Source organism: Paenibacillus sp. CAA11 (genome assembly GCF_003060825.1).
Classification (GTDB): domain Bacteria; phylum Bacillota; class Bacilli; order Paenibacillales; family Paenibacillaceae; genus Fontibacillus.
On the sequence record NZ_CP028922.1, the window covers coordinates 4,859,984 to 4,881,219 of the forward strand.

Annotated in this window: 23 protein-coding genes and 1 tRNA gene; 2 read left to right on the forward strand and 22 right to left on the reverse strand. The window is 45.1% G+C overall.

The genetic code is table 11. The features are described from left to right. Positions 1 to 301: 301 nt before the first annotated feature. The 8 genes from DCC85_RS22665 to rpsF all read right to left on the reverse strand — a co-directional run bounded on the left by DCC85_RS22665 (position 302) and on the right by rpsF (position 7,899). Positions 302 to 1,267, reverse strand: coding sequence for an ABC transporter ATP-binding protein (locus tag DCC85_RS22665; protein WP_108467612.1), 966 nt, complete (start codon positions 1,265 to 1,267; stop codon positions 302 to 304). Then, entirely contained in the window at positions 1,264 to 2,253 is a 990-nt protein-coding gene (locus DCC85_RS22670) for an ABC transporter ATP-binding protein (protein ID WP_108467613.1), read from the reverse strand. Before DCC85_RS22670 ends, DCC85_RS22665 begins: the two co-directional genes overlap by 4 nt. A gap of 13 nt (positions 2,254 to 2,266) precedes the next feature. Further along, entirely contained in the window at positions 2,267 to 3,190 is a 924-nt protein-coding gene (opp4C, locus tag DCC85_RS22675) for an oligopeptide ABC transporter permease (protein WP_108467614.1), read from the reverse strand. A 12-nt stretch (positions 3,191 to 3,202) separates the two neighbouring features. Further along, complete coding sequence (locus tag DCC85_RS22680) at positions 3,203 to 4,165, reverse strand: ABC transporter permease (protein WP_108467615.1); 963 nt, start codon at positions 4,163 to 4,165, stop codon at positions 3,203 to 3,205. A 70-nt stretch (positions 4,166 to 4,235) separates the two neighbouring features. Next, entirely contained in the window at positions 4,236 to 5,984 is a 1,749-nt protein-coding gene (locus DCC85_RS22685; protein WP_108467616.1) for an ABC transporter substrate-binding protein, read from the reverse strand. Between the two features lie 814 nt (positions 5,985 to 6,798). Continuing rightward, on the reverse strand, positions 6,799 to 7,071 hold the full coding sequence (gene rpsR, locus DCC85_RS22690; RefSeq protein WP_108467617.1) for a 30S ribosomal protein S18: 273 nt from the start codon (positions 7,069 to 7,071) through the stop codon (positions 6,799 to 6,801). 21 nt (positions 7,072 to 7,092) lie between these two features. Further along, positions 7,093 to 7,575 carry a single-stranded DNA-binding protein gene (gene ssb / locus DCC85_RS22695; RefSeq protein WP_108467618.1) on the reverse strand — a complete coding sequence of 161 codons (483 nt, stop codon included), beginning with the start codon at positions 7,573 to 7,575 and terminating at the stop codon, positions 7,093 to 7,095. Positions 7,576 to 7,614: 39 nt separating this feature from the next. Further along, on the reverse strand, positions 7,615 to 7,899 hold the full coding sequence (gene rpsF, locus DCC85_RS22700; RefSeq protein ID WP_108467619.1) for a 30S ribosomal protein S6: 285 nt from the start codon (positions 7,897 to 7,899) through the stop codon (positions 7,615 to 7,617). A gap of 219 nt (positions 7,900 to 8,118) precedes the next feature. Here rpsF and DCC85_RS22705 point away from each other — a divergent pair, with 219 nt between their 5' ends. Then, complete coding sequence (locus DCC85_RS22705) at positions 8,119 to 8,316, forward strand: YjzC family protein (protein ID WP_108467620.1); 198 nt, start codon at positions 8,119 to 8,121, stop codon at positions 8,314 to 8,316. A gap of 526 nt (positions 8,317 to 8,842) precedes the next feature. On the opposite strand, the gene DCC85_RS22710 is transcribed toward DCC85_RS22705, so the two are convergent. The 6 genes from DCC85_RS22710 to DCC85_RS22735 all read right to left on the reverse strand — a co-directional run bounded on the left by DCC85_RS22710 (position 8,843) and on the right by DCC85_RS22735 (position 11,490). Continuing rightward, on the reverse strand, positions 8,843 to 9,196 hold the full coding sequence (locus DCC85_RS22710) for a hypothetical protein (RefSeq protein ID WP_108467621.1): 354 nt from the start codon (positions 9,194 to 9,196) through the stop codon (positions 8,843 to 8,845). A gap of 402 nt (positions 9,197 to 9,598) precedes the next feature. Further along, the gene (locus DCC85_RS22715) at positions 9,599 to 9,802 is read right to left on the reverse strand and encodes a hypothetical protein (RefSeq protein ID WP_108467622.1); all 204 of its coding nucleotides are present in this window, start codon (positions 9,800 to 9,802) and stop codon (positions 9,599 to 9,601) included. A gap of 137 nt (positions 9,803 to 9,939) precedes the next feature. After that, positions 9,940 to 10,030, reverse strand: a tRNA-Ser gene (locus tag DCC85_RS22720). Between the two features lie 67 nt (positions 10,031 to 10,097). Next, complete coding sequence (locus DCC85_RS22725) at positions 10,098 to 10,322, reverse strand: DUF951 domain-containing protein (protein WP_108467623.1); 225 nt, start codon at positions 10,320 to 10,322, stop codon at positions 10,098 to 10,100. Positions 10,323 to 10,341: 19 nt separating this feature from the next. After that, positions 10,342 to 11,244: a mechanosensitive ion channel family protein gene (locus DCC85_RS22730; protein ID WP_442789508.1), complete on the reverse strand. Its 903-nt coding sequence runs from the start codon at positions 11,242 to 11,244 to the stop codon at positions 10,342 to 10,344. A gap of 3 nt (positions 11,245 to 11,247) precedes the next feature. Beyond that, complete coding sequence (locus DCC85_RS22735; RefSeq protein WP_108468023.1) at positions 11,248 to 11,490, reverse strand: putative Se/S carrier protein; 243 nt, start codon at positions 11,488 to 11,490, stop codon at positions 11,248 to 11,250. Positions 11,491 to 11,703: 213 nt separating this feature from the next. Between DCC85_RS22735 and yyaC the strand changes: the two genes are divergently transcribed. Further along, the gene (yyaC, locus tag DCC85_RS22740; protein ID WP_108467624.1) at positions 11,704 to 12,315 is read left to right on the forward strand and encodes a spore protease YyaC; all 612 of its coding nucleotides are present in this window, start codon (positions 11,704 to 11,706) and stop codon (positions 12,313 to 12,315) included. Here the strand turns inward: yyaC and DCC85_RS22745 are convergent. The 8 genes from DCC85_RS22745 to mnmE form a co-directional block, all read right to left on the reverse strand. Further along, positions 12,290 to 12,790 (reverse strand): DUF4446 family protein, encoded by a 501-nt coding sequence (locus DCC85_RS22745; protein WP_108467625.1) that lies wholly within the window; start codon positions 12,788 to 12,790, stop codon positions 12,290 to 12,292. The genes yyaC and DCC85_RS22745 overlap by 26 nt on opposite strands. A gap of 64 nt (positions 12,791 to 12,854) precedes the next feature. Then, complete coding sequence (locus tag DCC85_RS22750; RefSeq protein WP_108467626.1) at positions 12,855 to 14,015, reverse strand: aminotransferase class V-fold PLP-dependent enzyme; 1,161 nt, start codon at positions 14,013 to 14,015, stop codon at positions 12,855 to 12,857. 76 nt (positions 14,016 to 14,091) lie between these two features. After that, complete coding sequence (locus DCC85_RS22755; RefSeq protein WP_108467627.1) at positions 14,092 to 14,931, reverse strand: ParB/RepB/Spo0J family partition protein; 840 nt, start codon at positions 14,929 to 14,931, stop codon at positions 14,092 to 14,094. After that, positions 14,924 to 15,685 (reverse strand): ParA family protein, encoded by a 762-nt coding sequence (locus tag DCC85_RS22760; protein ID WP_108467628.1) that lies wholly within the window; start codon positions 15,683 to 15,685, stop codon positions 14,924 to 14,926. Before DCC85_RS22760 ends, DCC85_RS22755 begins: the two co-directional genes overlap by 8 nt. Before the next feature lie 125 nt (positions 15,686 to 15,810). After that, entirely contained in the window at positions 15,811 to 16,626 is an 816-nt protein-coding gene (gene noc / locus DCC85_RS22765; RefSeq protein ID WP_108467629.1) for a nucleoid occlusion protein, read from the reverse strand. 370 nt (positions 16,627 to 16,996) lie between these two features. Next, on the reverse strand, positions 16,997 to 17,719 hold the full coding sequence (gene rsmG, locus DCC85_RS22770) for a 16S rRNA (guanine(527)-N(7))-methyltransferase RsmG (RefSeq protein WP_108467630.1): 723 nt from the start codon (positions 17,717 to 17,719) through the stop codon (positions 16,997 to 16,999). Positions 17,720 to 17,724: 5 nt separating this feature from the next. Continuing rightward, positions 17,725 to 19,614 (reverse strand): tRNA uridine-5-carboxymethylaminomethyl(34) synthesis enzyme MnmG, encoded by a 1,890-nt coding sequence (gene mnmG / locus DCC85_RS22775; RefSeq protein WP_108467631.1) that lies wholly within the window; start codon positions 19,612 to 19,614, stop codon positions 17,725 to 17,727. A gap of 241 nt (positions 19,615 to 19,855) precedes the next feature. Next, positions 19,856 to 21,235, reverse strand: coding sequence for a tRNA uridine-5-carboxymethylaminomethyl(34) synthesis GTPase MnmE (mnmE, locus tag DCC85_RS22780; protein WP_108467632.1), 1,380 nt, complete (start codon positions 21,233 to 21,235; stop codon positions 19,856 to 19,858). Position 21,236: the final 1 nt, after the last annotated feature.

The following is a 21,236-nucleotide window of genomic DNA, read 5'->3' on the forward strand; positions in this document are numbered from 1 at the left end:
CTCCAATGCTAATCAGTTAAGCTGCTTCACCGCGATCTATGAACTGAGCTGCCCTTTAGAACAGACGTATTTTCAATATATTAACAACTATGAACCACCCTATTGTAAGCCTTATGCTTCATCATTTCACTACAAAAAAGTTAAAATTTCGAACTTCTTTGCGTCCCTCGAACAATATAACCGATTTTATGCATTTTCTCAATGCATTTAAGCATGAGTTCCCTGAGCTGACATATACATGAAAAGCGGGCACCCGAAAAAGGGTACCCGCACATTTATTGTAAATCTTGATATTTAACAATTATGCATAGTGGCAGGCAACAAAATGGTTGTTACCTACATCACGATACTCCGGATTCTGCTGCTTGCACAGATCGGTTGCCAATGGACAGCGAGTATGGAACTTGCAGCCTGAAGGCGGGTTCGCCGGGCTCGGAATATCTCCTTGCAGCACGATACGTTCGCGCTTCAAGGTTGGATCTGGAATTGGAATGGCAGACATCAATGCCTTGGTGTAAGGATGAAGTGGATTTGCGTATAACTCTTCCTTGCTGGCCAATTCAACCATGGAACCAAGGTACATTACGCCTACACGGTCGCACAAGTGCTCTACGACACTAAGGTCGTGAGAGATAAACAGGTACGTCAGCTGCTTCTCGCGTTGAAGATCGCTCAGCAGGTTAATAATTTGCGCTTGAATGGATACGTCCAAGGCAGATACAGGCTCGTCTGCTACGATGAATTCTGGATTCAGAATCAATGCGCGAGCAATACCGATCCGCTGGCGTTGTCCACCGGAGAATTCGTGTGGAAAGCGGTCATAGTGGTAAGAAGCCAATCCACAAATGCGCATCGTCTCCATAACACGTTCGCGTACATCCTTACGGTCTACCAAGCCATGGTCAATCAGCGCCTCGCCAATGGCCTCGCCTACCTTGATCCGCGGGTTCAAAGAACTGAACGGATCCTGGAAGACGATCTGCAGCTTCGGCCGAAGGCTGCGCATTTTGGACTTAGGCAGTTTATGAATGTCTTGTCCTTTGAACAGTACAGTACCGTCTGTCTTCTCATTCAGACGAAGAAGAGTACGGCCAATTGTACTCTTACCGCAGCCCGATTCACCTACGAGTCCAAAGGATTCGCCTTTGTTAATGGTAAAGGATACATCATCTACAGCTTTAACGTTACCAATTGTACGTGAGAAGACGCCGCCTGTAATCGGAAAGTACTTCTTCAAATTCTCAACTTGGATCAACGGTTCACTCATTGTACTTTCCCCTCCTCCTCATACAACCAGCAGGCTGTCTTATGTTTGCCATTGCCATGCGAGCGGAGCGGAGGCTCTTTGGTCTTGCAAATTTCCATGCAGAACTCACAACGATCATGGAAGTGGCAGTTATCGCCAAGCTCAACCGGGTTAGGTACTTGCCCGGGAATGGAGTACAGGCGATCCTGTTTTTGGTTAATAATCGGCTTCGCTTTCAGCAGGCCTTTCGTGTAGGGATGCTGTGGATCCTCGAACAGGTCAAGAACTGGAGCTTCCTCAATAACCTTACCTGCATACATAACAACTACGAAGTCAGCCATTTCAGCTACAACACCCAAATCATGCGTAATCAGCATGATCGACGTGTTCACTTTCTTCTTGATATCACGCATCAGATCGAGAATCTGTGCTTGAATCGTTACGTCAAGAGCGGTTGTTGGTTCATCTGCGATGAGCAGTTTCGGATTACAGCTCAGTGCAATCGCGATCATGATCCGCTGACGCATACCGCCGCTCAGCTCATGCGGGAAAGAGTGGAAGATTTCTTCCGCGCGAGGGATACCGACCATAGTGATCAGCTCAATCGCACGTTTCTTTGCTTCCTTGCGGTCCAGTCCCAGATGAAGGATAAGCGGTTCACAAATTTGTTCACCGATCGATAGAACCGGGTTCAAGGAGGACATAGGCTCTTGGAAGATCATCGCTACGTCGTTACCACGCAAGCGGCTCATATCTTTTTTACTTAGCTTAAGAATATCTTTGCCTTCAAAGAGAATTTCCCCTCCGACAATATCTCCAGGCGGGGTCTCAATCAGGCGCATTAATGACATGGCGGTAACACTCTTGCCGCAGCCGGACTCGCCAACTACGCAAAGCGTCTCGCCCTCACGTATAGTGAAGCTGACATCGTCAACTGCTTTGACAATACCAGCGGAAGTACGGAAGTGGGTTTTTAGGTTGCGAAATTCCACTAGTTCTTTTGCCATAGAATTGTATCTCCTACTTTTTCATTTTAGGATCGAGAGCATCCCGCAGACCATCACCGATCAGGTTAATCGCCGTAACGGTAATCAGAATACACATACCCGGTGGAATCCAAAGCCATGGACGCTTACGGAAATCAATCAGATTGTTGGCAGCAGAGATCATATTCCCCCATGATGGCGTTGGCGGTACAACACCAACCCCGAGGAAGCTCAGTGCTGATTCTGTAATAATAGCCCCAGCTACACCAAGGGTAGCGGATACGATAATAATTGGAATAGTATTAGGCAGCAGGTGACGGAAAATCTTGCGGCGGTCATTCAGACCAAGCGCTTCTGTTGCCTGCATGAATTCCTGCTCGCGGAGCGTCAGAATTTGGCCGCGGACAAGACGAGACAAACTCACCCAGCCCAGTGCACCGATAATCAGCATCAAGAAGTAAATCCGTTTGGACGGCTCTACTTTCAGTTCGGAGAGAATAGCTCCCAGCGTAATCAGAATCGGCAGCTGTGGCAAAGCCAGAAAAATATCCGCTATACGCATGATCACCGTATCTGTAGCTTTGCGGTAGAAACCAGCTAACGCCCCGAGGGTAGCGCCAATAATAACAGCAATTGCCGTAGCCACAAGGCCTACGGTCATAGAAATACGACCTGCAAGCATCGTACGCAGCAGAATATCACGTCCGAGCTTATCTGTGCCGAACCAGTGCGCAGCACTTGGCGGCTGATTCTTATCAATCAGCTTATATTGATATAAGCTGTATGGCGATAGAAAAGGTCCAATAATACAAATAAGCAACATCACTATCAAGATCAAAAGCCCCAGCAGAGCCAGCCTGTTGCGTGAAAAACGTTTAAAGGCTGTTCTCCACGGTGAAGCTGGCTTCACTACCGGTGCTTCTATATTCGTCTCTACAGGTGCAACCTCAACGGACAACTAAATCTCCTCCTACTTTAAGCGAATTCTTGGATCTGCAACTCCGTACAGCACATCGGAGAGCAAATTACCCAGGAGAGTAAGTACTGAAAGGAACATCGTAAAGCCGAGCATAAACGGATAATCCCGCATATTAATCGATTCCAGATATACTTGACCGATACCAGGCCATACAAACACTTTCTCCAAAATCATAGCGCCGCCGAACAGTGCCGGCAGTTCGAAGCCAAGCAATGTAATCGCTGGCAATAGAGCATTACGAAGTGCGTGCTTAAAGATGACAGTACGTTCTTTAAGACCTTTCGCACGAGCTGTGCGGATGTAATCCTGACGAATAACCTCCAGCATGCCGGTACGGAAATAACGAGTCAAGCTGCCTGTGCTCAGCATTACCAGTACAACCGTAGGAAGGAACATATGATTCGCTAAGTCTTTAATATAAGCCCAGCCTGTCAGAACCTGGCCGGATGTCGTCATCCCCGCTACAGGGAATATCTTCCAATCCAATGCAAATAGCTTAATAAATAGCAGACCTATAAAGAAAGAAGGTAAAGACATACATAGGAAGACTAGTAAGGTAACTATCCTATCAAATAGTGAATACTGGAACTTAGCAGAGAAGACACCCACAAAAACAGCAATAATCCAGCTGATGATCAAACTGGCGAATGCAATAATGAATGAATTCCAGACATAACGGTTAATAATTTTGGTTACAGGCTCTTTGTGTTGAAACGATTCACCTAAATTGCCTTTTACCATATTGCCAGCCCAATCGATGTAGCCTTTAAAGAAAGGCTTGTCGATACCGTACAATTCGCGAAGCTCAGCCTTTTTCTCAGCAGTCATATTCGGGCTGGCTTTCCCAGAAATATAGTCCCCCGGTACCATCTTCGAGATTGCGAACACGATCAGCGAGATGCCAATAAGCGTCGGAATCATTTGCAGAAGCCGCCGGATGATATATTGCCTCATCAAAATTCCTCCTGGCTACAAGTCGATATGCCCAGCCCTCCTAAGGGGGCTGAGCATATCCTGTGATGTTTTATTGTTGCAATTGAACTTGGTACAAGCTGTAGTTAAAATCTTTGTACGGGGAAAGATCAAAGCCTTGTGCACGAGCGTTGATTGCATACATGTTCGTTCTTTGGTACATGAAGATCAACGGAACGTCTTTGTTCAATTCACGGTACATATCAGCATAGATTGCTTTACGCTTCTCAAGATCCAGCTCTTTCTTACCTTTAGCCATCAGCTCGTCGACTTTCTTGTTAGAGTAACCGGAATCGTTCTGAGCACCGCCAGTAATATATACCGTGTTGTCCGGATCTGGAGTCAGACCCCAAGCAGCGAAGTACATGTCATAGTCGCCTTTGGTTTTCTTATCCATGATTGCGTTGAAATCAAGGGTATCAGCTTTTACATCAATACCAAGATCCTTGTAGTTCTGGGTCAAGATTGGAAGCAATGCTTCTACAACTTCGTTATCGGCTGTTGCAGAGAAGTTAATTGTGAATTTCTCACCATTCTTCTCACGAATTCCGTCAGAACCAACCTTCCATCCAGCTTCATCCAGGAGTTTTTTGGCTTTCTCTAGATCAAAGTTGTAATGAGTGATACCTTCATCTGTGTAAGCCCAAGATACTTTGGATTCTGGAATATCAATAACATCAGCATAAGTGCCGTATACGGACTCTACAATATCTTTACGGTTCAAACCATAAGTCAGCGCTTGACGTACCTTTTGGTCTTTGAACTTGTCACGTTTCAAGTTCATACCGATGTAACCATAACCATTGTTAGGCAGAATTTGCAGGTCGAGGAAGCCCAAATCTTTCAGCTCGTCTACATTATCCTGAGTTACAGAGATGTTATCCATATCTGTTTCACCAGTTTGCAGCAGGGACATGTTCGTGTTAGGTGTTGTCGCTTTGTAGATAATATTCTTCGTCTTAGCAGCACCCTTGAAGTAATCTGGGTTTGCTTCGAAGTCAACCTCTTGGCCTGCTTTGTAGGCCTTCATAATATAAGGACCGCTGCCGAGCGGCTTGTCGTTCAATGCTTTTACAGTATCAAGGTTGCCCTTCTTATAGCCCTTACCATAGTAATGTTCAGGCAGGAATTCAACTCCACCAAGGTATACTTGAGTCAGAGCGGTATAATCACTTACAGTAATTTGAACGGTGTTATCATCAATGATCTTAACACCGGAAATTTCTGTAGCTTTGCCTTCATGGTATTCTTTAGAACCTACAATGTTGGCTGCCATCAGATCGGACTCACCGTCATAAGCAGGATCAAGGTATAATTTCAAAGTGAAGTACCAGTCTTTAACAGTTACTGGAGTACCGTCTGTGAACTTCACGCCTTGTTTTAAATGGTAAGTATAAGTTTTCTTGTCTTCGGAGACATCTACGGAGTCAGCCAGGCTGTTCTCATATGTTCCGTCCGCTTTAACAGTTGAGAACGTATCGAAAATAATTCTGTTTACATATTGGTCATAAGATGTTTCTGCAAACAGTGGGTTGAACACGCCCTTAGGAGCAGTCATACCAACGATCATGGTGTCTTTACGAGCAAGTGCTGGTGCTGGGTTCTGGGATGGGTCAGCCGCTTTGATCAAGCCGCTCTCGTTCTGGCTCTTGTCAGCCTCTCCCTTGTTTGCACTTGTGTTCGTGTTCGTGCCGGAGTTCGCAGCGTTGGTAGCGCTCTTGTTGTTGCCGCTGGAGCAAGCCGAAAGTACCAGGGTCAGGGCCAGTACGGTCGCCAGCATTAGGTTCCATTTCTTTGTCATGCATGATCCTCCTCTTTTTAAATACATACTTCTGAAAATATATTATAGAATAATATATCCGACGGGTTACCCAGAACAGCCGCTGAATGACTAAGAGCCGTCCTGCTTCGAAAATGTGTCAGTTTTCTTAACAAGTAAAAACCTATTAGCTTACTCGGTTTTAACTGCTTCAAACAAAACTCATTCCCGGCTTGACCAGGGGTGATTTAGGATCAAATGTATGAGCTATACTTTGAATAAATAACCACAGGTCAATTAGTTGTAAAACAGATTCCGCTGCTCAGCGGAAGGGACTTAATTTAACACAGGGATCATGAATGACTGCCTCGTTCCTTCTGTGTTTTGATTTAGTAAATAATATACCTGATTACTACCAAAATTCCAATACTTTTTATTCAATTTTATTAAGAACTTTTTTTAATACCCGTATAAAAACTTTTTGGCATGGACGGATCATTCGTGAATGCATCAAGGAGTTGTCATCGAATGTTAAATCATATCCAATTGCAATTATGTATATTTATAATCAAAATCGTAAATTTATTCTCCGGGAGTTTAGTATATTTTAACGATAAAATTCATCATTTTTGCTGTAACTAACCTCAATTTCGTCCATAATCGGAACATCAATGTCCACTGGACACGCACAAAAAGGTGGGTCGTTTTATCCGTTTAGTTTCCCTATTTTATACGTCACTTATTGCAATATATCTTGATACAATCCTGTATCTACATGACATCAGTAGGCAGCTCTGTATAATACAAAAGCCGACAGTGGATAGCCACTGTCGGCTCTGTCTCCCTCAGACGGATATTATTCCGTAGTGTAAGGAAGCAACGCGATTTGACGAGAACGCTTGATAGCGATCGTCAAGAGACGTTGATATTTTGCACTGGTGCCAGTCACACGACGTGGCAAAATCTTGCCGCGCTCGCTGATGAATTTCTTCAGCAGCTCAGTGTCTTTATAGTCAATGTGAGTAATTTTGTTCACAGTGAAGAAACAAACTTTACGACGCTTGTTACGTCCGCCACGGCGTGCCGGTCTTTTGTCGTTGTCTCCGCCTTCTCTTTGCTTGAAAGCCATGTTTATTCAGTCCTTTCCAAGTTAAAATGGTAGATCATCATCCGATATATCAATCGGTTTCCCGTCGTCAGAGAATGGATCCTGATTGCCGCGCGAGTAGTTGTTGCCACCACGGTTTGCACCGCCGCCGCCGCCTCCATTAAATGGAGATTCTTCCCGCTGCTGTCCGCCTCCTCCGCCCTCACGGTTAGACTCCAAGAAACGGACATTATCGGCAATCACTTCGGTCACGTATACACGTTTACCTTCGTTATTCTCGTAATTCCGTACTTGAATACGTCCTTCCACTGCGGTCAAGCGACCCTTGCGCAAGTAATTGGCACAGGTCTCTGCCAGCTGTCTCCACGTAACGACCGGAATGAAATCCGCTTCTCGCTCTCCACCTTGCGATGTAAACGGTCTGTCCACGGCCAGCGTGAACTGGGTAACCGCAACACCAGCTGGTGTATAACGAAGCTCGGGGTCCCGGGTAAGCCGTCCGATCAGAATGACACGGTTCAACAATCCAATTCCCTCCTTTGGGCGATACTTTACAAACGGTTATTAAGCAACGTCTTTCGTGATGAGATAACGGATGATCTCGTCAGAGATCTTCAGGATCCGCTCAAGCTCGTTCACAACATCTGGCGTTGCAGTAAAGTTTACGAGTACGTAAACTCCATCACGGAACTTGTTGATCTCATACGCAAGACGGCGTTTGCCCATAACGTCATGCTTTGTAATTTCTCCACCGTTTTGGATGATGCCTTGGAATTTTTCGACAGTTGCTTGAACAGCTTCCTGCTCAACGTCTGGACGAATAATGTACATCACTTCGTATTTGCGCATATCTTTCACCTCCTCTTGGACTCACGGCCCCTAACTCAAGGCTAGGAGCAAGGAGCGAGCGTAAACTCGCACCATATTAATATAACAAATCGGCGATGTGGGCGCAAGTTTTCTTTTTTAAGTGTTATAAACAGCCAGTTTTCCCCGCTTATTGAGGGTTTAGGAATGGAGCATAATAGGAGGGCAGTCCAAAAATACTCTAAAGGAGGTATCGGGATCGTGGGTGAACGCACAGAGTTCGAACCTGGAGATAAGGCGCCGAATGACGGAATCTACACTGAAGTCGGCGAAGCCCGCAGCTTTCATACTCAGATTACCAATCCTAAGCGCATTAAGCTAAAACGGGGCGAGACTTTCCCAGAGACAACAAACAAGGATCGCAAGTGGAAGAAGGCCGAGAAAGCTTTGGTGCACTAATCGCCGGATTTATTTCTTCGGAGCATGTATAATCCTGTTGTTACGGGACATAATACTTTATGACGGTGCACGAAGGAGAGGTGTGGTTCCGTTGGATCAAGCCGCTGCAATACCGTTAGGAGTCTTATTCACGATTCACTGAGACAAGGTGCCTGTTAGGAAGTATCCTTTTCGGTAAACTGCCTTAAAAAAGCAGTTGTCCTCGTTTCCTGGTTGTGAGAGAAGAATTCCAATATGGTGTGCACCGTCAACCAGGGTCCCCTGACGAGGGGGCCTTATTTAAACAAACAAAAGCACGTAAGTTATTAAGTAAACATTTCTTTTTTGACTAGGATTTCTTTTTTGACTAGGATTTATTTTAGGACTTTAATTGTTCATAACTGCTATTGTTGAACATAGCTTCATCTTAGTATTTTAAATTTATATAAGCAGCCAGTCACTAAATTCCGCGACTGGCTGCTTATATAAATAGTTACTGCAAATCCTAGCTAACCGTCTTTAACTGCCACCTAATGTAAAGTTCCATTTAATTTGTCCCGTAAAAATATACGGTTCCTGTATAAACCGCATAGTACCAAACAACACCAGTGTTGTCACCCACTTGTTTTTCAACACTCTCTAGTTGTAGAGTACCCCTCCATGATCCATCCGCCGCAGGCTCTTTATAAGATTTTGTAGGCGGAATTTCCTTCCCTGCGACAATTCTATCAACAAACCTTACATACTTTGATTGCGCTGATTCAATAAAAAAACTAGATTCTCCGATTGTCGACGTCGAATTAGTTGAGGCAGAGGCTGAGGCTAAAGCCGATCCAGAAGTCATCCCCACTAAAAGCGATAGTGATAAAACTGACATACCAATAAACTTTTTAATCATCATTCTCTTCAACTCCAATCTTAGATTTTATGTACACTTGTAATATTATTCTATAATTTCAACTTATTGAATAGGTCGACAGTTAGGAATTATTAGTAATTATCTACCATTTTTTTGTTTTTTTGGCACATAATATGAACGTAATAAAGCTAGCTACGATATTTGGATCGCTCCCCGTCAAGTAGACAGTACAAATTTAGTTTTAGCGGCCTTGGTCCTGATTCCATTGTCTAAGGTCATTTAGTCTTGCTTGTAATCGTTCCTAATTGTAAAAGTATATGTAGTCATTAATATCCTTTTTGAGTTTCTCTTTAGGTCATTCATCAATTCAAATTTTTAGGGATGCCCTTCGCAATAGCTTCTCATTAGGACACCATATGACATACTCCCGTAAAATCGACGATGTCACATCTTTGAGCGTCGACTTCTCCAATAGATAAAATACTGCATGTTCTGTTTGTATCCGATAATCGTGCGTTCCTTAAGATTATTTGCTCGCTTAACTTTAATAAAATAATCCTGCGCCTCCTCTAGCGAGTACGACGGTAACGCCGTTACTTCAATCGGTACCCGCTGCCCCACCGTTTTTCTTCCCGTACGCTTATCCATAAACAAAAACCCCCTACGTTTAATTAACGTAAAGGGTTCGGAATCATCAAGGTATTATTGAATCAGTTTCCGTAAGGTCCGCTTCGTTTCCGTAAACATATCGTACTGATAACGTTACAACCATGCGGTTTTTTAAGTGGCGGAAAGAGTGGGATTCGAACCCACGCACGCCTTGCGACGCCTAACTGATTTCGAGTCAGCCCCCTTGGACCTCTTGGGTACCTTTCCGCAGCAATACTTATTTTATCATAACACTGTGCAGATTGCAATATTCCCAAAAAGACTCTACCACACCTTACCCTTCCACTGCTTCGTTGTCAATGGGCTCTACAGCAGAGCGAAGAACCTTCTTCATATTCTTCTCAAATTTAGCCCGGGGAATCAGCACGCTGTGCTTGCAGCCGACACACTTGATCCGTATGTCCATCCCCATTCGAATGATCTCCATCTCATTGCTTCCGCATGGATGGTTCTTCTTCATCTGTACGATATCACCCAATCCAAATACTTTCCGTTCCAATATGGCCCCTCCTTCTTCGCTAACCTTCACTGCCGGACTTCTGCTGCAATTGCCGCTGTTCTTCCTCTTCCAACGCTTGCTTGGCATACGTCTGAATCTCCCGCTCGACCTCTGCCTTCGTTCCTGGCGGACAGTCGGCAGTAATTCGAACAACAAATTCACTGGAGCTCAAAGACTGAATGCCTAGCACATGAGGTACTTCATTAATAGTTCCGCTGCTTTTCTGTAATTGAATCATAGCTTCTCTGAGCAGGTCAATGGCCTCCTCCAGTTTCTTTGCGCTCGCAAAGGGCAGGTCCACCACAGCCAAAGCGTTGTTAAGAGAATAGTTCGTCACCGTGGTAATGGAACCGTTCGGAATGATATGCACCTCTCCAGTCCAGCTTACCAACCTTGTTGACCTCAGCCCGATCATCTGGACCGTTCCCTTGAACGTTCCTGTCTGAATGACATCCCCTACTGCAAACTGATCCTCCAGAATAACGAAGAAGCCTGTAATAACATCTTTGACCAAACTTTGTGCCCCAAAACCAATCGCGAGACCAAGCACACCAGCCCCTGCCAGCAGTGGTCCGAGCTTAACGCCAATTTCCCCGAGAACAAGCATCAGCATAATAAAATTACTCGCAATGGAGACTACGTTTTTAAGCAGCTCTCCTACTGTAACAAATCGCCTTGGATTAACGCTCAGCCTATTGTTTTCCCGGCGTTCTAATGAACGGTCTATAAGTTTAAATATAATTTTAACGAAGAGTCTGGTAAGTAGAAAAATAACGATAATCCGTAATCCTGAGAATAGAATCGTCTCCCACATTCCCGGATCAGTGAGTCTATCCCACATATTCTGACTCCAGGTTTTTGCTGCTTCGACCGTCTCTTTAGCCCCCAGATCCTCTGTCTCCGCAAACATCATCATGCTCATGCCTTACGCCTCCTTCATGCCGATTGGTTCATAGCTGCCTGAATGATTACTATAAATGCCTCGTATTTCTACCTTCTCCTGACGGATGATCTCTATAACCTGATCCAAGCATTCCTTAGGAAATTGAATGGACAAAGCACAACCGGCCGTAATGGCCTTCGGAGTAGGGAACAAGTCATATTCCAGCTCCAGATAATCCATCAGCATTTCGGCCCTGAGCGCCTGCTGGGTCGAATCAAATGCCATAACCAGCCAGTGTTCCACAGCCCTTCCCCTCCTTTAGGGTGACAAGTATAAAATCCACTTAATTTCCATATACTAGATAGCAACTAGAATAAGCTGACCGCATAGAATGGTCCACTGCTGCCATATCTCAAATCCTGACATTAGCTCTTTATTTCCTATGTTCAAGCCTGGCCTTGTTCTTTCATATTGCTTACAGGAGAAAGGAAAGATATCATGTCACAAATTGAGCCAAAGACGCCGCCAGACAGTCAAGAAATTCCTTGTCTAAAAGTATCCCATACAGAGCCTGGCGTTCATACTGCGATTATCCACCGACTTCTTATGCACTTCTCTGACCAGGCTGCACACCGTCCTATTGTCGTCGTATGTATAGGAACTGACCGTTCTACCGGAGATTGCCTTGGCCCACTTGTGGGTACTTCCCTCTCCAAATTTGCCAAACTCCCATTTTATTTATACGGAACTTTGGAAGAACCTGTTCACGCCATGAACCTGCAGGATACCCTTACCCAGATTGAAACCAGATTCAATCACCCTTTTATTATAGGAATCGATGCTTGTCTAGGTCAATCTTCTAGTGTGGGGTGCATTCAAGTCGTAAAGGGGCCTCTAAAGCCTGGCGCGGGGGTAAATAAAGAATTACCGCCGGTCGGCGATATCCATCTTACGGGCATCGTCAACGTCGGCGGCTTTATGGAGTATTTCGTATTGCAAAATACACGGCTAAGTCTGGTCATGCGTCTATCCGAGATCATTGCCAGCAGCCTATATTCTGCGATGAAGGAATGGAATCGGGGCTTTAAGCCTCTTCTATGGCGAGAATGATTGCTTCTTGCTCTTCAGGTGAGAGTGTGTATTCAGAAGCTCCTTTGTTCAAGGGCTTAGCATAAACATAGGAACCATCACGATTGTAAATCCCTGTAACTACAACCCCATCCTTTGCTTCATTTATAATGGCCAAAGAGAAACTAAGATCACTCCCCCGCTCGGCAAAAGCGTTATACCGCTTGATGCCGATTTTGGCCTTTTGTTTTGGAATTGCCTTCTCCAGAAGCTCCAGTTGCCGCTGTTGCTTCCCATGTTCGTCTTCAACCTGATCGAGCTGAACTTTAAGATCAATTAACAGGGTCTCTAAATTCTCTACCCCTGTACCAGCCATCATGACCTCATACTTCTTACGAATTTTTTTTAGCTTGCTTCCTTGTACGATATTCCAAATGAGCAGCCATAAGATCAATACTGCAAAAATACCAACAATCCAAAACAATTGATCCATAATCAGCTCGTTCAAATCCTGCATGCCTATGTTCTTCTCCTTTACAGTTGCCCATCAAAAGCGGCTCTTGGTGTTTCATTTCATTGCACTACGATCTCTGCCTAATCTTTTGCACAGCCTCAACAAATGCAGTCAATTCTCGCTCCGTTGTCTCATAACCCACACTAGCTCTCACCGCTCCAGTAGTCTTTGTACCCGCAGTCTCGTGCCCCAGTGGAGTGCAGTGATATCCTGCCCGGACTGCAATCCTATACTCCCGATCTAATCTGAAGGCTGTCTCTGCTGGATCCTGCCCCTCAATCACGAATGATACAATCCCAGTCCGTTCTCGTCCTAATTCGGGACCGAGCAATCGGATATCAGGCAGCTTCTTAAGCTCGCTCATAATCCACTGAGTAGCTTTCCACTCCTGCTCATAAATATGTTCTATCCCCTGCTGAAGCACCCACTCTACACCTGCACCGAGACCCGCAATCCCAGGCGTGTTGGCTGTACCTGCTTCATAGCGATCTGGTCTCACTTCCGGCTGTTCCGGCTCCTCAGATTGGCTGCCGGTCCCCCCGTGCAGCAGTGGGTTTAGATTCAAGTCAGATCGTACGTATAGGCCACCTGTTCCTTGCGGGCCAAGTAAGCCTTTATGCCCTGGAAATGCCAGCATATCAATACCCATTTCATCCACTCGAATAGGAACAACTCCTGCAGTCTGCGCCGCATCGACTAATATAACTGCCCCATGGCGGTGAGCCAGCTCCGCAATTTCGTGAATAGGCAGAATACATCCAAGCAGGTTTGAGCTGTGAGTACATATAACTAACCTTGTATTTAAACGAAAAGCCGAGGCTAATTGTTTCATATCCAGGTCCCCTGAAGGGTTAGCCTGTACATATTCAACTTCGATCCCCAGGGTTCTTCTTAGATACTCCAAAGGACGCCGTACTGAGTTGTGTTCCAACATGGTAGTAATAACATGATCCCCAGGCTGAAGCCATCCTTTTATAGCCATGTTTAAAGCCATAGTAGCATTCGATGTGAAGACAAAATCATTGGGATTGGACGCTTGAAATAACTTTGCTAACAACAAACGCGTCTTCATTAAAACACGTCCTGCATGCAAAGCCATACTATGCGCCCCTCTTCCAGCATTTCCATTTATACCCACCAATGATTCGGTAACAGCCTTAATCACAGAATCGGGTTTGGGCCATGATGTTGCGGCATGATCCAGGTAAATAACTGAGCGATCTAACAAGCCTCTTCTCTCCTTTGAGCACCTTAGACCAAGAATGACATACCTGTCTTATTCCAAGACAAATATGTCATATCTTTTATTGAAGTAAATCGAGTAAACGCTGAAGATCTTGCTGACTGTAATAATTGATTTCGATTTTACCTTTTTCCTTATTTGATTTGATTTTTACGGTTGTCTTGTAACGTTCTCTAAGTGACTCTTCTACCTCTTCAATATAAGGGTCCCTTTTCTTAGTTTGAACCTTTGACTTATCCTTATTTTTCCTATCTAGCTGCTGTACAGCATCTTCCAGCTCACGTACACTCCACTCACTATCTATGCATTGTTTAGCAAGCTGCTTAAGAACTGCGGCATCCTTGATGCCCACCAAGGCTCTTGCATGTCCCATGGATAGTGTTCCACGTGAAACATATTCCTTCACTTCTTCTGGAAGTGCAAGGAGTCTTAAGAAGTTAGCAATGTGAGAACGGGATTTACCTACCTTTAAAGATAATTCCTCTTGGGTCAAATCGAACTGATCCATCAGGCCTTGGTACGCAACCGCAACCTCCATTGCATTTAGGTTCTCCCGCTGCAGATTTTCTATCAAGGCAATCTCCATCACCTGCTGATCCGTAAAGGATCTAACAACAGCAGGAATGGTGCTATTCCCACAATATTGAGATGCGCGGAATCTTCGCTCTCCGGCGATGATTTCATATCCTTTCAATACACTGCGAACAATGATCGGTTGAATCACACCATGCTGACGAATAGATTCGGCAAGCTCTCGAATGGCTTCTTCATCAAAAGTCTTTCTTGGCTGATAAGGATTTGCGCGAAGTTGACTCAGTGGAATGTCTACGACCTTATCATCCTCACTTACTGAAAGCGACGGAATAAGAGCATCGAGCCCTTTTCCCAAACGCTTACTCATAAGAAATCACTTCCTTTGCCAACTCTAGATATACCTCTGCTCCCTTGGATCGAGGATCATATGTCATAATGGACTGACCATGAGAAGGAGCTTCGCTTAATCGTACGTTGCGTGGTATAACCGTTCGGTATACTTTCGATTGGAAGTATTTCTTCACTTCTTCAATAACTTGAATGCCGAGGTTAGTCCGTGCATCAAACATGGTCAGCAGAACACCTTCAATTTCAAGGGAAGTATTCAAATGCTTTTGCACCAGCCGCACTGTATTTAACAGCTGACTTAATCCCTCAAGTGCATAGTACTCACACTGGATGGGAATCAATACAGAATCAGCAGCTGTAAGTGAGTTCAATGTCAAAATACCAAGAGACGGGGGACAATCGATTAAGATATAGTCGTAATCGTTCTTTACTAACTGAATGGCTTTCTTCAATCTGACTTCACGGGATATGGTGGGCACCAATTCGATTTCTGCACCTGCCAATTGAATTGTAGCTGGAATAACATCCAAGCCCTCAATTTGCGTGGCAACAATCGCTTCTTTAGGATGTACTTCATTAATAATAACATCATAAATGCAATTGGGAACATCCGCTTTGTTAACCCCGATTCCACTAGTTGTATTACCTTGAGGATCAATATCAATTAATAAAACCTTTTTACCTAATGTTGCCAGACCTGCTCCCAAGTTAACGGATGTCGTTGTTTTGCCGACCCCGCCCTTTTGGTTTGCAATGGCTATAGTTTTAGACAACCCTGTTCACCTCAATGTTATAAAGGAATCTTCTTGTAGTCAAAAGATGAGATTGCCTTGGCTGCAGCTACAAAAAGACGAAAAAGCGGCCCTGATTGCCGCCCCCCGTGTGCACACCTTATCCATTATCGCTTAGGAATCTGAATCACGATTTCATAATGATCCTCATGATCTTTTTCCGATGTCTTAATCTGCATCCCGGAACCAGATACCATATCAATGGATTGCCGAATTGTATTCAAGGCAAGACGAACATCTTTCGTAAAAGAGATACGCTTGGATTTTTTGGTTTTGGCTACTTCTTTATAAAAAGCTATTCTTGCTTCAGTTTGTTTTACATTCAGTTCCTTGGAAATAATCTCATTAAGAACCTTCAATTGAAGCTCTTCTGTATCAAGAGATAGCAGCGCTCGCGCATGCCTCTCTGTAACCTTCCGTTCCATCAACGCAGCCTTAACCCCATCTGGAAGCTGAAGAAGCCTGATTTTGTTAGCAATGGTTGATTGGCTCTTCCCCAGCCTCTGCGCGAGGCTCTCTTGCGTTAATTGATGGAGATCAATCAAATTCTGGTAAGCGATTGCTTCTTCTATTGAAGTAAGCCCTTCACGCTGTAAGTTCTCTATCAGTGCAATAGAAGCTGCTTGAGAGTCGTTAAAATCACGAAGAATTGCAGGGATCGTCTCGTAACCAAGCTTCTTAACTGCTCTCCAACGGCGTTCTCCTGCAATAATCTCATACGTGTCATTACGAAATCGAACAACGATCGGTTGAATCACACCATGGGTCTTAATCGTCTGGCAAAGCTCATCAATCTTCTCATCATCAAAAATGGTACGAGGCTGATATGGACTGCTGACGATATTATCCACAGGGATTTGCTTCACTTCATCTCCGCTACTTCGTTCGGTTAAACCAAACAATTTAGAAAATTGTTCTTTCATTCCGTAGATTACCACCTAATTTCATAGTTTCATAAGGCAATGCCTTATGATCGTCTTCAAGACAGGAACGCTAATTCCATCGTCTGCATACGTATATGGGGCAATAGGTACTGCCGTTAAATCCTTCCCATCCGGTGCGCCCTTTTATGTATTTCGATTTAATTGCAGCTAAATGAAATAGGGGTTAACCGCATCCGGGTTATCAATCTATAATATACATCTATTCTACCACTTTTTCCTCTATAATCCTATTCTATGTCTATAAGGATTTTTCCTTTATTATTCGCCTTGTTTCACGTGGAACATTCTGTCAATCAATTTATCATCTTCATCATTCATAAAAAAAAGGGCGCCTCAGGCGCCCTACCTCTTACAAAATTGGAGATTTCAAAGGAGTTCCGGCCTTACGCGGATACTTCGCAGGTGTCGCTCCTATTTTATCAATTATAATAATATGTCTGTCAGACTGCTCATGCGGAAGCTGGAATGGGAAGGTTTCCCTCCATATCCCTTTAAGCTCTTTGAAGCTTCTCTTAGCTTCCTTAAGCTCTTCGCTTGGATCGGTCCCCTTCATAGCTACAAAAATCCCGCCAGGCTTCACAAAAGGAAGACAAAACTCATTGAGAACAGACATTCTTGCGACGGCTCTCGCTGTAGCAAGATCAAAGCTGTCTCGAAGCCCCTTCTGTCTAGCAACATCCTCTGCACGCCCATGTAAGAAATTAACATCCGCTAATTGTATAGACTTGGTAATATGGTTGAGAAACTGAATCCGTTTGTTCAGGGAATCCACAATCGTCAGCTTCAAATGCGGATACACAATTTTTAACGGAATTCCGGGGAACCCCGCACCCGACCCAATATCTGCCATATTGTCAATCTTGGACATATCTACATAGAAAGCTAAGGTCACGGAATCATAGAAATGCTTCACATATACCTGATGACGGTCTGTAATCCCCGTCAAATTCATCTTCTCATTCCAGCTGACCAGCTCACGATAATAAATCTCAAACTTGTCAAGCTGTACTTCGTTCAGCTGAATCCCCCGCTCAGCGAGCAGACTAACCAGCTCTGCTTGTACTTCATCCATCTGTCTTACCCCTCTCTGGAAGCAGTAACCCGGTTATAATGCTCCAGGTATACCAGAAGGATTGAAATATCCGCAGGCGTTACACCTGAGATACGTGATGCCTGGCCAATGGAGATCGGACGGATGGCTGCCATCTTCTGTCTAGCTTCAATGGCTAAGCCTTGAATATCCTCATACTGGATATCCTCTGGGATCTTCTTCTTCTCCATCTTTTGCAGGCGTTCTACATGAATCAGCTGCTTCTCAATATAGCCTGCATATTTTACCTGAATTTCTACCTGCTCCTTCATTTCCTCATCCAAAACTTCTTCCGAAGGAGAGAGCGACTCAATCAGTGCGTAAGTCACTTCAGGACGACGCAAAATAGTCAGTAGATTACTTCCATCTTGAATGGGTGCAGATCCAACCTGTTCAAGCAGTGGGTTCACCTCGGAAGGACGAACCTTGGTCTGCTTCAGACGCTCGATCTCGCGTTCTACCTTTTCTTTCTTATCCACGAAGCTGGCATAGCGCTCTGGAGAAATTAGGCCAATGTCATGCCCAATTGGCGTAAGCCGCAAATCGGCATTATCATGACGAAGTAAGAGGCGGTATTCCGCTCGTGATGTAAGAAGACGATAAGGTTCATTCGTGCCCTTAGTCACGAGATCATCAATAAGCACTCCGATATATCCTTGAGAACGGTCCAGAATAACCGGCTCTTTCCCTTGCACTTTACGTGCTGCATTAATACCGGCCATAATTCCTTGTCCAGCAGCTTCCTCGTAACCCGATGTTCCGTTAATTTGTCCAGCCGTGAACAAGCCTGGCATCCGCTTAGTCTCCAGGGAAGGCCAGAGCTGTGTCGGAACCATGGCATCATATTCAATAGCATAACCAGTACGCATCATCTCTACATTCTGCAGGCCCGGGATAGAGCGCAGAATTTGCAGCTGAACATCCTCTGGCATGCTTGTCGATAGACCTTGAACATAGTATTCAGAGGTGTTCTTCCCCTCAGGCTCAAGGAAAATTTGGTGCTTCGGCTTATCGCTAAACCGAACAATTTTATCCTCAATGGATGGGCAATAACGCGGCCCCGTGCCTTCAATCACCCCTGAGAACATTGGCGCCCTGTGCAAGTTCGCGTTGATAATCTCATGGGTTTCAATGGAGGTATAAGTTAACCAGCAAGGAAGCTGCTCATTATTTGAATCTTTCGTTTCATAAGAGAAAAACTTAGGTTTCTCATCTCCTGGCTGAATTTCAGTTTGGGAGAAATCAATCGTATCTTTATGAACCCGCGGCGGTGTTCCCGTCTTAAAGCGAACCAGCTCAAAGCCATGCTCCTTCAGATTATGAGCAAGACCAACGGAAGGCTGCTGGTTATTCGGACCGCTCTCATACATGAGCTCGCCCATGATAATTTTGCCCCGAAGATAGGTTCCTGTAGTGAGAACTACAGCCTGTGCTCGATATTCTGCCCCGGTCTTGGTCACAACCCCTACACATGTACCATCTTCAACGATCAGCTCTTCAACCATACCTTGACGCATGGTCAGGTTAGGCTCCTTCTCCATCGTCTCTTTCATGGCATGCTGGTACAAGAACTTGTCGGCCTGTGCTCGAAGTGCATGAACGGCAGGTCCCTTCCCTGTATTCAGCATTCTCATTTGAATGAAGGTCTTATCAATATTACGGCCCATTTCTCCGCCCAAGGCGTCTATTTCCCGAACAACATGCCCCTTCGCTGGGCCCCCAATAGACGGATTACAAGGCATGAAAGCAATCATATCTAAGTTGATCGTCACCATAAGCGTGTTACAGCCCATACGTGCTGCAGCCAGTGCTGCTTCCGTGCCCGCATGGCCTGCACCCACTACGATGACATCATAGCTTCCTGCTGGATAGCTCATTTTTATCCCTCCTATGAATGGAACTAACACTGAAACCACCTGAAGAACATGGCAGGGAAAGTATGCATCCCCCTCCATAATCACAGCTTGCCGTGGTGTTAGTTCATCTGATAACGAATCATATAGTTAAGGATCACCTTTGGATCCTAATATTTAAAATTTTATATGAATACCGCCTTCTCATCATACCATGAAGTGGGCGTTCATAAACGTGCAACCCCTATTCTTTTACAGTGAAGCTTTATTTCCCAAGGCAGAATTGGGAGAAAATCTGATCAATGAGCGCATCCGGAGCCGAGTCGCCAATGACCTCACCCAACTGCTCCCAGGCATTCCGAACATCAATCTGCATAATATCGATCGGAATCCCTGCATCCGCTGCCTCATAAGCCTCCTGTAGAGACTGCTTGGCCTTTCGGAGCAGAGAGATATGGCGAACATTGCTTACATAGGTCAGATCGCTTGATTCAAGCTTCCCGCCGAAGAATAATTGAGTAATGGCCTCTTCCAAAGCCGGCAGGCCCTCCTGTGTTCTTACAGACAGCTCCACCATTTGGCTTTCTGAGAAGTGAGCCCGGATCTGTTCCCGATCAAGCTGCTGCGGCAGGTCTGTCTTATTGATGAGAACAATGACCTGACGGCCACGAAGGCTGTCCATCAGTGTAATTTCATCCTCATGCAGAGGCTCAGCACCATTAAGCACAAGCAGAATCAAGTCCGCATCGCCTACCGCTGCTCTGGATCGCTCAACCCCGATGCGTTCAACCACATCCAAAGTTTCCCGGATCCCCGCAGTATCCAATAGACGCAAAGGGATATTATTAATCGTTACAAACTCCTCAATCACATCTCTTGTCGTTCCCGGGATATCAGTAACAATCGCCTTGTTCTCTTGCGCCAGAGCGTTAAGCAGTGAAGACTTCCCGACATTCGGCCGGCCCACTATAGCTGTGGTAATCCCTTCTCTTAGGATCTTCCCCTGGTTGGCAGTAACAAGAAGACGGTCAATCCCTTCCATAACCTCAGAACACTTGCGCTTGATGAAGGCAGTCGTCAATGACTCCACATCATGCTCAGGATAGTCGATATTCACTTCAATATGAGCGATAGTCTCCACCAAGGAGTGTCGCAGTATGCCAATTTGACGGGATAGCTCTCCTTCAACCTGCTTTAGAGCTACAGAGAATGCCCGGTCAGACTTTGAGCGAATCAAGTCAATGACCGCTTCCGCCTGGGACAGGTCAATCCGTCCATTCAGAAATGCACGCTTTGTAAATTCACCGGGCTCTGCCAGGCGAATATTCGGCTGCTGCAACAGTAAATCCATAACCCGTTTGACAGAAATTACCCCGCCATGCGTGCTGATCTCGACGACATCTTCCGTGGTAAAAGAACGAGGTGCCCTCATCACGGTCACCAGCACCTCTTCCAGCTTGTCCTGAGTTGCCGGATCTATAATAAAGCCGTAATGAACCGTATGGCTATCCGCTTCTGTAAGCGGCGTTCGGCTCCGCAGCAGCTGGCCCACTTCCTTAATCGCATCCGGTCCGCTGACACGGATTACCGCAATACCGCTTTCTCCCACCGCTGTAGAGATCGCGGCAATTGTATCGCTTAACATA